11 protein-coding genes and 1 other RNA gene are annotated in these 14,760 nt (G+C 37.5%); 1 reads left to right on the top strand and 11 read right to left on the bottom strand.

Translation table 11 applies throughout. The features are described 5' to 3' along the window. Positions 1-13: 13 nt before the first annotated feature. From murF to ACFIKY_RS04205, 7 genes are all read right to left on the bottom strand, one after another. The gene (murF, locus tag ACFIKY_RS04235) at positions 14-1,435 is read right to left on the bottom strand and encodes a UDP-N-acetylmuramoyl-tripeptide--D-alanyl-D-alanine ligase (protein ID WP_375644787.1); all 1,422 of its coding nucleotides are present in this window, start codon (positions 1,433-1,435) and stop codon (positions 14-16) included. Beyond that, entirely contained in the window at positions 1,432-2,883 is a 1,452-nt protein-coding gene (locus ACFIKY_RS04230; protein ID WP_375656170.1) for a UDP-N-acetylmuramoyl-L-alanyl-D-glutamate--2,6-diaminopimelate ligase, read from the bottom strand. Before ACFIKY_RS04230 ends, murF begins: the two co-directional genes overlap by 4 nt. A gap of 22 nt (positions 2,884-2,905) precedes the next feature. Beyond that, a complete protein-coding gene (locus tag ACFIKY_RS04225) occupies positions 2,906-4,648 on the bottom strand; it encodes a peptidoglycan D,D-transpeptidase FtsI family protein (protein ID WP_375661447.1) in 1,743 nt (580 codons plus the stop codon). Next, the gene (locus ACFIKY_RS04220) at positions 4,648-5,052 is read right to left on the bottom strand and encodes a hypothetical protein (RefSeq protein ID WP_015856648.1); all 405 of its coding nucleotides are present in this window, start codon (positions 5,050-5,052) and stop codon (positions 4,648-4,650) included. Before ACFIKY_RS04220 ends, ACFIKY_RS04225 begins: the two co-directional genes overlap by 1 nt. Beyond that, positions 5,049-6,047 (bottom strand): 16S rRNA (cytosine(1402)-N(4))-methyltransferase RsmH, encoded by a 999-nt coding sequence (gene rsmH / locus ACFIKY_RS04215; protein ID WP_015856649.1) that lies wholly within the window; start codon positions 6,045-6,047, stop codon positions 5,049-5,051. Before rsmH ends, ACFIKY_RS04220 begins: the two co-directional genes overlap by 4 nt. A gap of 262 nt (positions 6,048-6,309) precedes the next feature. Next, positions 6,310-6,700: RNase P RNA component class A (rnpB, locus tag ACFIKY_RS04210), an RNA gene on the bottom strand. A gap of 83 nt (positions 6,701-6,783) precedes the next feature. Further along, positions 6,784-7,293, bottom strand: a complete 510-nt coding sequence (locus ACFIKY_RS04205) for a lytic transglycosylase domain-containing protein (protein WP_375647230.1) — start codon at positions 7,291-7,293, stop codon at positions 6,784-6,786. 1,020 nt (positions 7,294-8,313) lie between these two features. Between ACFIKY_RS04205 and ACFIKY_RS04200 the strand changes: the two genes are divergently transcribed. Beyond that, entirely contained in the window at positions 8,314-8,469 is a 156-nt protein-coding gene (locus ACFIKY_RS04200; protein WP_375644791.1) for a hypothetical protein, read from the top strand. A gap of 112 nt (positions 8,470-8,581) precedes the next feature. On the opposite strand, the gene ACFIKY_RS04195 is transcribed toward ACFIKY_RS04200, so the two are convergent. From ACFIKY_RS04195 to ettA, 4 genes are all read right to left on the bottom strand, one after another. Then, entirely contained in the window at positions 8,582-8,959 is a 378-nt protein-coding gene (locus tag ACFIKY_RS04195; RefSeq protein WP_375656173.1) for a hypothetical protein, read from the bottom strand. A gap of 1,577 nt (positions 8,960-10,536) precedes the next feature. Then, a complete protein-coding gene (locus ACFIKY_RS04190) occupies positions 10,537-10,797 on the bottom strand; it encodes a hypothetical protein (RefSeq protein WP_375640432.1) in 261 nt (86 codons plus the stop codon). A gap of 651 nt (positions 10,798-11,448) precedes the next feature. Next, the gene (locus tag ACFIKY_RS04185) at positions 11,449-12,387 is read right to left on the bottom strand and encodes an ArsR/SmtB family transcription factor (RefSeq protein ID WP_375661446.1); all 939 of its coding nucleotides are present in this window, start codon (positions 12,385-12,387) and stop codon (positions 11,449-11,451) included. A gap of 676 nt (positions 12,388-13,063) precedes the next feature. Beyond that, positions 13,064-14,713 carry an energy-dependent translational throttle protein EttA gene (ettA, locus tag ACFIKY_RS04180; protein ID WP_375661445.1) on the bottom strand — a complete coding sequence of 550 codons (1,650 nt, stop codon included), beginning with the start codon at positions 14,711-14,713 and terminating at the stop codon, positions 13,064-13,066. Between the last annotated feature and the right edge of the window lie 47 nt (positions 14,714-14,760).

The following is a 14,760-nucleotide window of genomic DNA, read 5'->3' as shown; positions in this document are numbered from 1 at the left end:
AAACCTCTTAAAATTATGAAGAAACCGCTTTATAGCGGTCAAGCAATGCAGTCACAATATTTGATGAACAAAGGCTATTGGATGATTTAACCATAAGCAGATCCCCAGAAGAAATTTCTGCTAAAAGGAGAGATAAAATTTTCTCAATATTTTCAGCATAATGAACCTTAACACCAGCAGACAAATCACTAACTAAAGATTTCATCGCCTCACCAAATAGAAAAACCGGATTAGCACCGGAAAGACGTATTGGCTTTATTAAATCACGATGAAGCTTTTCACTATACTCCCCTAACTCTAGCATATCTCCTAAAATAGCAATTCGCCGCCCCTCTTCCCCGACTGGTCCTGTAGCAAGAAGCTCAAGCGCAGCACGCATAGAAGCAGGATTTGCATTATAGCTTTCATCAATGAGATAAAATTCACCCCCATTTGATAAAGACAGTCGATAACGAACACCTCGCCCCTTTTGAGAAGAAAAATGGCGAAAAGAAAGAAGAACAGGCTCTAACTCAACTCCCATAGCATCACAAGCAGCAATAACCCCTAAACTATTTTGCACAATATGGCGTCCGGGAGCACCAATTTGAACCTCCCTATCCCGCTCCCTAATACGTACAATCATAGAAGAACGATCAGTTAGAAGACGTATATCTCGCGCTTGATAATCAGCATTTTTGCTCTCACCAAAGCTTAAGATATTCTTTACACCGCATTTCTTTGCTTTTTGGATGAGATAAGAAAAAAAATCACTATCCGCATTTAAAACGGCAATGCCTTTCTCATCTAATCCTTCAAAAATTTCAGCTTTTGCCTTTGCTATTTCTTCAAGATTTTTGAAAAAACCCATATGTCCTGCACAAATATGTGTAATGAGAGCAACATGCGGACAAACCAGTTTGACCAGAGGGCGAATTTCATCTCTATGATTCATGCCAATTTCAAAGATACCATAATCACTCTCCATAGGCATCCGCGCTAAAGTGAGTGGAACCCCCCAGCAATTATTTAAAGAAGCGAGATTCGCATGAACGTTCCCAGTCGTTGCAAGTGCTTGTTTCAAAGCTTCTTTTGTCGTTGTTTTTCCCACCGATCCTGTTATCGCAATAATCTTAGCTCTTGAACGTTTGCGTGCAGCTTGTGCAAGTTTTTCCAAGGCTTGCAAAACATCAGGAACAACAATAAGTGGAGCCGATATCTTTTTCATATCCCTTAAACGGTGTTCCGCAACGATAAGAACCCCTGCACCTCGTTCATAAGCTTGCGCAGCAAAATCATGACCATCAAGATGATGCCCCTTAATGCAGAAAAAAATATCACCTTCCGCAAGAGTACGGCTATCAATGGAAACCCCAGAAAAAGTTTCTGGCATGCTTCCTATTACAACACCATTAATTGCAGCAACAAGTGCTTTCTTATCCCATAAAGCTGTCATTTCTTTCGGTTCTCTAGAGCTTCTATCGCTTTCAGACGATCTGAAAAAGGATAAGTTGTCTGCCCTATAATTTGGCCATCCTCATGACCTTTTCCAGCAATGATTAATGTATCACCAACTTTCAAAAGCTCCACCGCGTAAGAAATAGCCTCACCACGATCTGCTATCTCTATTGCTGTTGGCACTGCCTGTAAAATATCCTTGCGTATTTTTTCTGGCATTTCTGTGCGAGGATTATCATCCGTTACAATAACAATATCCGCTTTATCCGCCGCAATTTTTCCCATCAAAGGTCTTTTTCCTTGATCACGATCTCCTCCACAACCAAAAACAACGATCAAACGCCCTTGCGTAAAGGGACGAACAGAAAGCAAAACCTGCTCCAAAGCTTCTGGTTTATGGGCATAATCAATATAAACAGGCGCATTATTTTCTGTCTTTCCGACAAATTCTAACCGCCCAGGTGCCCCCTGCAAAGTTTCAAGCGCAGAAAAAACCTTACGAGGTGAAACACCCGTTGCAATCGCTAACCCCGCTGCCATAAGCGCATTGGCTACCTGAAAATCTCCAGCCAAAGGCAAATCAAATGTATAAATATTATTTTCCACACGACACTCAATACACTGTTTTGAGCGTTGATGTTCAACACGATTAATCGTGATAAATTTCCCCTTACGGCCAATTGTCAAGACACGGCGGCGCGCTTGTGTAACAACATCAATAACCTTTTGTGAATAGACATCATCAGCAAAAATCAAAGCAGGAGCAGATACAGGCAAAAGTGTATCAAACAACTTCATTTTAGCTCGCAAATAATCCTCTACCCCCGTGTGATAATCCATGTGATCTCGCCCTAAATTGGTAAAGGCACCAGCCGTTAAACGAACTCCATCAAGTCGTCCTTGATCAAGCCCATGCGAAGAAGCTTCAAGAGCTGCATGAGTCACACCTTCATGAGAAATTTCACAAAGAAGACGGTGCAAGGCAACCGGATCAGGTGTTGTGAGAGAACCATAAACATTCCGTTTAGGAGAAACAACACCAACCGTTCCTATACTCGCAGCACAAAATCCAACATGAGTCCAAATTTGCCGAATAAAAGAGACAACAGATGTTTTACCACTTGTACCAGTCACAGCAACGACCGTTTCAGGCTGAGAACCGTAAAAACGTGCAGCTGCCAACGCTAAACTATGACGAACATTAGAAACACGTAAAATGGGAACAGGTAAATCCTCAAGAACAGCATAACAATCTGTAACAATTGCTCGTGCGCCACGCTTTATCGCATCATCTATATAGTGTCTTCCATCACTTTTTTTTCCTTGAACAACGACAAAAACATAGCCTGGCAAGACTTGTCGAGAATCTGCACTGATTCCTGTTATTTCCATTGAAGAAAGATTCTGATCTTCAAGACATTCTGTAAAAACTGTTCCAAACAACATAACGATACACCTTTTATTCATTTTACCGTTGTTTAACGAAACTTGAATTGCTCTTTTTAGTTAAAAGAGGCTCATATTCTTTTTTAAAATCGGGTTTTACACCAAGAAAACTAGCTGTGCGACGAACAATATTAGCAAGCATTGGTCCAGCATTCATCCCCGCTGTTGCTGAACGCTGTCCTTCTGCAGGCTTTGGTTCATCAATAATTGTTAAAACAACGTAAACAGGATCATCAATAGGAAAAGCAGCAAGAAAACTATTGAAATTTTTTGTTTTAGAATATTTTCCATTTTCAACTTTTTCAGCTGTTCCTGTCTTACCACCAACCCGATAACCTTCCACTTTTGCATTACGTCCAGAACCAATATCACTATTTAATTTATAAAGGTAACGCATATTTTGACTTGTTTTAGCCTGCAAAACCCGTTTTGTATGGTGCAAAGTTTGTCCTTTTGTACGTTTTAAAAATGTCGGAGCAATTAACCGACCACCATTCATTAAAGCAGCAGCCCCGACAGCTGTTTGCAAGGGTGTTGTTGCCATACCATGCCCAAAAGAAATCGTCATAGAATGGATATCCTTCCAATGATGTGGCACAATAGGATGGGCAACTTCAGGCAACTCTGTTGTGAGACGATCCAGTAACCCAAGTTTTTGCAAAAAACCACGATGTTTATCAATCCCTATCGCCAATGCCTCTTTAGCAGAACCAATATTGGAGGAATAAATAAAAACCTCCCATAACGTTAAGGGACGATTTTTTCCGTGAAAATCATGAATAGTATACCCACTACTTGCTTTTATTGGCTTTGAAGCATCAATAATACTGTTTAAATGAAAAATATCGGAATCAAGAGCCATGGCGGTCGTAAAACTTTTAATGATTGATCCCATTTCAAAAGCTCCTGCCGTTATCCTATTGAGACGATCACTTTTTAAAGCTTCAATAGGATTTCCAGGATCAAAATCTGGTAGTGATGCCAAAGCCAAAACTTCCCCTGTATGTATATTTAAAATAACAGCTCCTGCAGCAATTGCCCTATAACGTTTCATAGCCTGAATAAGTTCATCATGAACAATTGCCTGAACACGCACATCAATCGAAAGCTGAACTTGTTTTAATGATTCTTCCATGGCAAGACCAGCGGCACGCAAAGCACTCAACCCCGCATCATCAATATATTTTTCCATACCTGCAATGCCCTGATTATCAACATTCACCATACCGAGAATATGGGAAGTTACAGGTCCATCAGGATAAAAACGACGAATTTCAGTCCGAAAACCAATTCCTGGTATACCAAGAGCCATAATTTGCGTCTTCTGCATTGGTGTTAACCCACGCTGTATCCAAGAAAAACCAGATTTTCTTTTTAAACGCTTATAGGTTTCCTGCCAATTAAGATCAGGCAAAACTGTTGAGAGCAATTCAATTGTTTCATCCACATCAATAATACGTCGTGGCTCAGCAAAAAGTGAATACGTTTTAATATCTGTTGCCAATAAACGACCATTACGATCAACAATATCAGGCCGTGCCATCAATTGAAGAACTCCTGGCCCCTTTGCTTCTTCAATCTGTCCACCTTCCAACCCATAAGAAATAAGGCAAGCCCCCATGATGCCATATAAAATTAAAAAGCAGAACAACGAAAAAAGCAAACGTGGACGACTAGAATAGGGACGACGAACAGAAACATTATGATTATTCAACGAATTCTTTAAGCGCTTTTTCTTCTGTGAGAATAAAAAAGTCGATTTCATTACTGCGCGCCTTTTTGGACAACACCATTTATCTGAGAAGCCCGATTATTTGTCAAAATATCCTGATTATCTTCCAAGATATTTTGTTTAATCACTTCTTCAATTTGATCATGTATCCGTACCGGAATATCTTTAAACGCCACGATTTGACGCGGCTGTATAACCTCTAACTCAAGTTCTTTTTGATAACGTTTTGCAAGTTTTTGCATGCGTGAAGGCCTTATCATCACAGCCCACTCAGCACGAAGCAAACTTACCGTATTTTTTGCTGCAGCAATTTCATGCTCAAGATGACGAACTTCGTTCATTCGTTTTTGAACATCATATTTTACTTTATAAGTAAGACCTGCCATACAAATCATAATCATCACTAAGATCATATCAAATGTACGAAAAACTGTCATTTCTTGCCGCCTTCAAAACTGGCAATCTCTGCTAAACCAAATAATTTCATATCTGCTGCAAGAGCCTCTGCTTCAGTTCGTACACCAATACGCAACCGCGCAGAACGTGAACGAGGATTTTGCTGTAACTCCTCTTCACTTGCAGTTATCCCCCCTTTAAACAAAGGGAAAAATGTTGCTGGAGCCGTTTTTATTTCAGGAAGATAGCGTGATCTCATACACTCTCCAGAACGAAAAGAAAAAAATCTTTTGACCATACGATCTTCAAGAGAATGAAAACTGACAACACCCAAACGACCACCCGGTTTCAAAATGCGTTCAGCAGCAAATAAGCCACGTGCAAGTTCACCAATTTCATCATTAACATAAATGCGAAGAGCCTGAAATACACGTGTTGCAGGATGAATGCGATCTCCCGGCTTACGTCCTATCAACGCTTCGATAGCATACGCCAAATCACCTGTACGCAAAAAAGGCTGAACAACACGACGCTTTTCAATCATCCGTGCAATTCGCCCCGCATAACGCTCTTCTCCTAATATCTTAAAGATACGTGCCAAATCCCTTGCTTTTAAGTGATTTACAACATCGCCAGCAGTAAAACCAGTCTGAGCCATTCGCATATCTAATGGACCATCTTTTTGAAAAGAAAATCCCCTTTCAGCTTCATCAAGCTGCATTGAAGAGACACCAATATCCAAAATAACAGCGTCTACCTTCTCTTCAACAACGCGATCCAACTGTGAAAATTCCATTTGCACCAAACGAAGTCGTGGAAAAAATTCTTCAACAAGCGATTGTCCCGCACTAATAGCATGAGGATCACGATCAAGAGCGATCACCTCCGCCCCTGCCTTTAACAAAGCGCACGTGTAACCACCAGCACCAAAGGTGCCATCAATCACTTTTGCTCCAACCAATGGCATAAGCCCAGCCAAAACTGGCTGCAACAACACTGGAATATGGCGTTCAGCTCTTTGATCCTGCTTTATCAAAATAATCCGTCTTGAAGTTATGCTGTCTCAAATCAACAGCTCTCTCATAGCAACTGATTTTAGAGTAACCTAGCCTTCAACTTTCATATTAATCACAATGAACGAAAAAACTAAAGTTATCCCAAGACAGATCCTAACGCATTATACTTAAAGAAATGTTATAATTTTTTAAAATACTCTTTTCTCAAGTGTCCATTTCAAACACATAGACTCCATAAAAGATCATATAATCGATCTTATAAAATATCGCGTATCATCATGAAATATCAGTCGGCCTATAAGCCGGGTTCTGTAGAGTAAAGCTTACACTTTACATGGCAACCATTCATCTGGGACGGATGTTACCATCCGCCTCGTGCAACCTACCCGAATGACTCGCCCGGAAATCGGCTGCAAATTAAATTTTGCACGTCATTTCTATTTGGTCTTGCTCCCGGTGGGGTTTACCTTGCCACATTCATTACTGAATGCGCGGTGGGCTCTTACTCCACCCTTTCACCCTTACCTATAAAAATAGGCGGTTTACTTTCTGTGGCACTTTCCCTAGGGTCACCCCCGCCGGGTGTTACCCGGCACCGTCTTTCCATGGAGCCCGGACTTTCCTCACCTGCCGCATTTTAGCATTAGACAAGCGCGGCTGCCCAGCCGACTGACGCATTAATTTATAAAACATTTTCAGCTCCGTGAAAATAGCATCTTAAAATATTTTACAACAAACCTGTCTAAAAAGATGTTTTTATTTTAATGAAGCCAGATAAGTTTTCACTTTTGCGCAATATTTCGCCGAAATGGAATTCATTTTTTTTGCAGCATGACCTGCGTTATATTTAAGGATTGTACCACACGTACTTCCACCACTGAGTTTATACGCCCGTGCCAAATAACGCATACCATATTCAAGGTTGGTCGCAGGATCGTACAAATCCTGTACAGAACCACTAAAGCCCAACCCTCGTGCCGTAGAGGGTTTAATTTGCATCAAACCTATTTCGCCAGCAGCCCCCTTTATACCTGCCTTATAATTACTTTCAACTTTTACAACAGCATGTGCTAAATTAACGGGAACATTATATTTATTCGCAAGTTTCTGAATAAGAAACTCATAAGGACGATCAGGAATCTTAGAAGCAACAATTACTGAAGCTTCTCCTGATTCCGCAACATTCAAGACACTATGAGTCCAACTTATATCAAATACAAAAAATACAGCACACGCTGTACTTAACAAGATTTTCAAAAATTGCATTTTCTTTCTCTTCACTCAAACATTCTCAAATTCTAGCTGCAAATAATTTGCAAATGTATTGTACAAAAAAAGAAAGCAAAAGAACGGCTTGAAAAAGGAAAGAGTAAGACAATTTCAAGATAAAATTCTGCAACAAAAGAAAATCTCTTTATGCACAAATTATAGATTTTTCTATATCATAAAATAAAAAAAATAAAGAGAATATAATTAATCTTATAGCGTATTAAATAAAATGATATAACCTACAAATTTCTGCTATCACTATTGTATCACTCAATTTTTATATTAAAAAAATAGCATCTTTTTACCGAAGATCCTCAATATCAAAAAAGTTTCACAAAAAATATAAACCGTTATCAACGCTTTTCTCTGGTTAATAAACACCCACAGCACTCTTTATGTCCGATAAAACCTCAACAAATCACAAAACAAATCCCTACCCCCATCATTGCGCAATAAAAAATTCATAAATATACTAAAACCATCATACTCTTTACCAATTCAAAATATTGCAACAGGCTTTTAGCTCTCAAGATTCCTCAAATAAGCTTTTTACTTCTTTTTTTTAAGAGCCTCTATTCACACAAGCCTCTCACTTGTAGTGCACAAGAAGCTGATTTTGATTTTTTCACCATGAATAAATTTAAAACGAGAGAATTTTACAATTCCTAAGATTCTCACTCAATATGAAAATGACAAATTCTCATTATAAAACAATATGCTAAAAAAGTTATATCCGTCTTTGTCCCTACAACAAAGCTTAACAATTACTTTTGTCTGTTTTTTGAAAATGTTAGAAAACTCAATACCCCCAAAGCCTTTTTAAATAAAAATAGACTTCTCATCTTCATTCAAATATTTTTTTCTTTGCCACAGACTATCATCTTATCAGCCTTGCACCCCATTTTCAGAAATCATACAAGTGAATAAATATCCTAAAATCCGTAGAACAAAGGAAGCCTAAATCCTTTAAATTTTTTTTATTTGCCCATATCAAATAAAAAACAACTGGCATATAAAATGCGATTAACGTGTTTTATTATAGTCAATACTGCTTTTGTCATTGTAGCGATTGATAATGCAATTAACTTGACCAACACCCTTGATAGACTTTCTATCACTCCTGTAATGATTGCACCATTATCCCTATACTTCGATTGCTTACCTTTTGAGTAAGATAAATTTTGCTAACTATCTTACAAATTGATTATCTCCTCGCACTTTTCAAAAATTCACAAAAAGCTCTTTCTCCTCAAAATAAAACCCAAAAGCGCGATTAAAAAAACAGCTAAAAATAAGCATTAGCAATGGAAGGACGAGAAATCGCTTTTGAAAGAGCCATAGCAACAGTTTCACCAGATTTGTGAGCCTGCTCACGACTCTGACCACTTTTAAAAGCAAGCGCAATTACATCACGACGCAGCTGCGCAATAAACAACTCTTGCTGTTGAGGACTCATCTTAGAAAGATGCTTGATAATATCTGGAAAAGATACAGACAATCTCTCTAACAACTCCTCCTCTGTTACATCAAGCTTCTGAGAAGAAAAAGAAGAGCGGCCGGAAAAAAACTGATAAACAGCACCGCTTCGAGAAGCAAAAAAGACAGCGCCAAAAATAAAAAACATAAATAAAATAAAAACAATACGACGCGAAAAAGATTCCATTATCTCTTACCTAAAGATCACAGAACACAAACATAGATTCCTTTTATGATTCCCCTTATAACATTCAACAATGTCTCAATAAAGAAAAATCAAATTATTGAAAATGAATACGCTAACACTATCCGCCCAATAAGAACCGCCCCTCTATGTTTTAGGTAGTATAGGCGAAACAACAACAGATCTTACACTTCCCCCTAATAACACGCTACAACACCCCCAAAAACAATTACAAAAAGCCTGACTGAGGAAATCCTCAGTCAGGCCAGACAATCTAGGGGATCCACGCGGGGGGGGGGGGAGGAGGTTCCCCGATCGTCCTCTCACATCAACCACTAAGATAGCCGATGCAATATTCTTGCTATGGAATAAAATTCTTTAAACAACAAGAAATTCTTATCATCTTCTACGCAAAAAAACATAAAAGAGTTATAAATTGTTTAAAAATGTTTAAATTTAGGCAAAAAAAGTTTAAAATGACCCAATTTGAAGCAATTTTATTTCAAGAAGCATCAATTAGAATCTACGATCATTATAACTTTTAAATAGTTTCTTTCATAACTCTGATGATCATAATTAAAAAAACCGTAATTTCTACGTATCCACCCTATAAAAATCAAACCATGTAAAAGTAGAATCACTTTTCCAACAGCAATCACCACAAAAATAAAAATGTAGATTTTTAAAATCTTATCCATCTTCATAAAAAATTCTGTAAATGATCATTAAAATATCGTCGCATCTCTCATGTAACAATCAATGAAGAATTTAAACAGCTTAATTTTATGAAAAAATGAGAACTCTGAAGGTATTTGTTTCGAATCACGTCCTATAATCATTCCAAATAACGATAAACTATTTTACAATAACCAACAGGCTCTAACGCATTTTAACATAACAAACCGAGATCAATGCAGACAGTTTCTCTTAATCTCTATCATTTAAATGATCCCGTAAAATAATACACACAGTAGTTTCTATGCTCAAAAATTGTTATAGTCTGTTCTTCTACCGTAAATAATGCATTGATTTACAATCATAACTCATCATTTTACAACTTACATGAGAGATCTCAAGAACGTAAGATTCCCTTATTTTAAATCTTCGTCTATTGAATCAATGAATAGCCATACTATGGCACATCACAAACAAGAAAAAGCATATGGATAAAAAACATAAAACGATGATGCCCTATCAATTTTACGCTATACTAACGGGCTGCGTCATAAAATGAGCAGTAAGCATAAAAAGAAAAAATCACTTTTGGCAAGAAAAATGGACTTATTTAATAACCTTTTTAATAACCTTCATACTTCTCATGATAAAGAGATACGAAACTTTAGTGTAATATCACGCTTTTCTTTTCTACTTTCAGCCACGGACTATCCATAGATTATCGTCAATCTTATTTTTATGAATATAATAAAAAACACATAGACGAACGCCATATATGAAGCTTGTAAGAAGAAATAAACGTAAAGTCAGATACGCTATTATAACCATTGTTGTACAAAATGTTTTTAAAATTCAGAATATCACTCCAATCCATTACTAATTTATGAGTAATTTTATGGCGTCATCTACCAAGCTTTTACGTTTGCTATTACTTGTAAATCAACACCTGCTCCTAACATGGCAATATGCTTGAGATAAAGACTAGAGCAAATGAGAACCATGTAAACAGTCCCAGCTTTTATATGCCCAATTAGAGTAAAAATATTTACGTCTGTTTGAGTAATCTTAAAAAAGCCATCATTTATTTTGAACGAAACATAAAAGCCCAAAGATAAAAACCTATTGCCATCTTTACCATCCCTTTCATTTGCCTTTACGACTTTCAAACACGCTCATAACGCTGTGTTTTAAATAATGAAAATCATGCATTGTCTTACCCTTTTACCCCTTCGTCTTTTTAGAGCATCTTTTTGCACCCCTCACTAAAAATTCCAAGGTACTTCTTATCTAAGCACCTGTTTTAAAGAGACATCGTCAGATCTATTGGGTACCACCATTTTTGACATTTATGAAGGTATGAGCCATCACTATATTGTATTGTGCGCTGTTACATCATATCGCCGCCGCTCTCATATTTAGAAATATGTATTTCCTTTTACAAACGGTATTATTTAGATAAATATCTTCTCTTGTAACAAACAAACAGACTCTTTTGGATTCTGAAACAGGAAATTTGAAATGAAAAAATATTCCTATATTCGAGCCTCTCATTGAAGTCTAAAAAATCAATATATTGGCTAATAAAACAAATATGATATCAAGACACCTTAAATAACGATCCTCATAGGCTTATCTCTATAGAAGGTGCTTTCATTACACAGTACACAGCCACCAAGCCCCTGTAAAACACCAATACTCTCATATAAAAACATAATACACATGTAAAAAACAATAGATTATCAATGATTGAATAAAGGTTTATCTCTACGCTATTCCTTAAGAAAAATCAGAGAATAAAGCAGGTCAACAAATGCGATTTATGCAAAATCGACTTGTTTATCTTTGATATCGTCAACTAATAAACGCGGATCACGAGCAAGCCAAAGCGTAACCATACCCTTCTCACTGTTTTCATTTTGTATAGGAGTAAGACAAACCGTTTGTTCTAGAACAAGTCCCGTATTTTTAAGCCATTGTTCTATTTGTAAAGCCGAAAATCCAAAACGTATATGTGCTTGATCAGAATATGAAGACTCAATTTCATGATAACCAAAATCCACAATCAATAAACGTCCATGAGGACGCAAAACACTTAATATCTCATGAAGAAACATTTCAGGATTTTCAAGAAAATGTAAAACCCAATGAAGAATAACTAAATCAAAAGTTGTATCTCCAACAGACAAGTGAAAAACATTGCTATCAAGCACAACTTCAACCGCATGCGTATAAAGATTAGAAAACAATTTTAAGACAGAGTCTCCACCTATTCCAATATTCAGCATCGTTTGAAATGGTTTATCGCCAATGATTTCAAGTAAAGCGTTTTCCACACCATGATCTGCCATATAGGATGACCGTAATACATCCCATTGCAACGTATTTTGTAAAAAATGCTTCTTCCTCGTTTTTTGACGCTGCTTTTTAACATCCTTCAAACGTTCTAAATCATGCGCTAACAACATATCATGCTTTGGCAAAGCCGAAAGAACACCCATCACAATGTCTTTACCCAAAAAATCATGACAAAGCTTAAAATAAAGGCTATCTCCCTTCTGATAACGCTCAATCAATCGTGCTTCGTACAACAAACGTAAATATCGTGATATACACGCTTGCGACTGATCAAGAATAAAAATAAAATCAGAAATTGTTAAATCTTCATGACGCAAGAGCGTAAGAACACGTAAATGGTTTATTTCTGCGACCGCTTTTAGCAGCACAATCATTGCATCTAAACTTGCACTTTTTTTCATAGTTATCCCTTAAACATTCCTATAAACATTTGTTTACAGAAAAAAAAGTCAAGCATAAAACGCATATTCTCATCTATTTTGTTCTCTCTATTTTATTATACTATGAAAAAAATAGGCTACTGTAAAAAACGAACAGATTATCCCCCTGCTTCTCGTTATAATGATAATGCATTGATTTATAATAACAATTCATCATTTTCAACTTGAATAAAACATCGGAGTACCGTAAATTTTTCTCATTTCAAACCTATTCATGATAAATCAATCCAAATTATTCTCTTACAGCTCATAAACAGAGGAGACATATGGATAAAAATACCTTTTATGGTCATCTCAAAACAAGAACTGCACACTATTGAGAGAAAATAAATAACATGATGGTGCCAGCTTGCATTTTTATTAAGTAAAAATGATAATGCTCAATGACTAGAGCATTTGTAGAAATAGCGCTATACTCTTCATCCCCTCCTTTTCATTACAATACAATTTTACAAGCAATAGTCGGTTATATATCATGAGTAGAATAACCCTATCTAGGTCGTAATTTCATAAAGTATCTCTTACTATTTTCAATGAATAAAAACTTCCACAGAGTACACTCACACTTTATTTATGAAATAACAAATGCAATAAAATACACCATTTTTTCAAAAACGTTGAGATAAGATAAAAAATTCTAGCGTGTAAGAGGTTTATAATTTGCATGCTTAGGATTAAGAGATTCCGCCCCAAGACGACGAACTTTATCAGCCTCATATTCAGCAAAATTACCTTCAAACCATTCTACATGGCCATCACCTTCAAAGGCTAAAATATGTGTTGCCAATCGATCAAGAAACATACGGTCATGCGATATGATAACTGCACAACCAGCGAAATTTTCCAATGCATCTTCCAATGCACCCAATGTTTCAGTATCAAGATCATTTGTCGGTTCATCAAGAAGAAGCACATTCCCCCCCTCTTTTAGAAGTTTTGCCAAATGTACGCGATTGCGCTGCCCTCCTGATAAATTTGCCACCTTCTGCTGTTGATCTGCCCCCTTGAAATTAAAAGCCCCGCAATAAGCGCGACTATTCATCTCATATTTGCCTAATTTAATAATGTCATTTCCACCAGAAATTTCCTCCCAAACAGTTTTATTCCCCACCAAGGAATCGCGACTCTGATCCACATAACTCATGTGAACTGTTTCACCGATACGTATTTGACCTGAATCGGGCTGTTCCTGTCCCGTCAACATTTTAAACAAGGTCGACTTTCCCATACCATTGGCCCCAATAACGCCGACAATACCACCAGCAGGAAGTTTAAAAGAAAGAGAATCAATCAATACACGCTCACCATAAGCTTTAGAGAGATTATCAACTTCAATAACAACCTGTCCTAATCTTTCTCCAATAGGGATAATAATTTGTGCCTCTCCAGGACGACGCTCACGTGCTGCTTGAACCAACTCATCATAAGCCTTAATCCGAGCTTTTGACTTTGCTTGTCGCCCTTTTGGACTAGAAGCGATCCATTCTTGCTCACATGATAAAGCACGTTGACGCGCTGCCTCTTCACGTCCTTCTTGAGCCAAACGCTTGGCTTTAGCCCCCAAATAAGCAGAATAGTTTCCCTCATAAGGAATACCTCTCCCGCGATCTAACTCTAAAATCCAACCCGTTACATTGTCGAGAAAATAACGATCATGGGTTATCAAAAGCACAGCCCCAGGATATTCACGTAGATGCCTTTCAAGCCAAGCCGTCGTTTCAGCATCTAAATGGTTTGTCGGTTCATCCAAAAGTAACAAATCAGGTTTTGACAAAAGCAATTTACAAAGTGCAACACGCCGCTTCTCACCACCCGAAAGTTTTGTTACATCCCCATCGGCTGGCGGACAACCAAGAGCAGCCATAGCCATTTCCACTTGACTTTCTAAATCCCAAAGATTCTGACTATCAATAATGTCCTGAAGCCGTGCACTTTCATCAGCCGTTTCCTCGCTATAATTCATCATCAATTCGTTATAACGCTCAAGAATTTCTTGTTTATCTGCAACACCTTCCATCACATTGCCACGCACATCTTTGCTCGCATCAAGCAAAGGTTCTTGTGGTAGATAGCCACAGCGTGCTCCTTCAGAAATCCATGCTTCTCCCGTATATTCCTTATCTAGCCCAGCCATAATACGTAAAATAGTTGACTTCCCTGCACCATTCGGCCCTAAAATACCGATCTTCGCATCTGGATAAAAAGACAAATGAATATTTTCTAGAACTTTTTTATTGCCGTAAGACTTATTAAGCCCAGCCATATGATAGATAAATTGACGTGCCATAAATTTCTCTTTATATTGTGCGATATTAAAGATTAGGATTTTGAAAA

Origin of the sequence: Bartonella sp. CR127HXZ, from assembly GCF_042194555.1 — a bacterium.
Taxonomy (GTDB): Bacteria; Pseudomonadota; Alphaproteobacteria; order Rhizobiales; family Rhizobiaceae; genus Bartonella; species Bartonella grahamii.
This window is presented reverse-complemented; position numbering and strand designations above follow the sequence as displayed.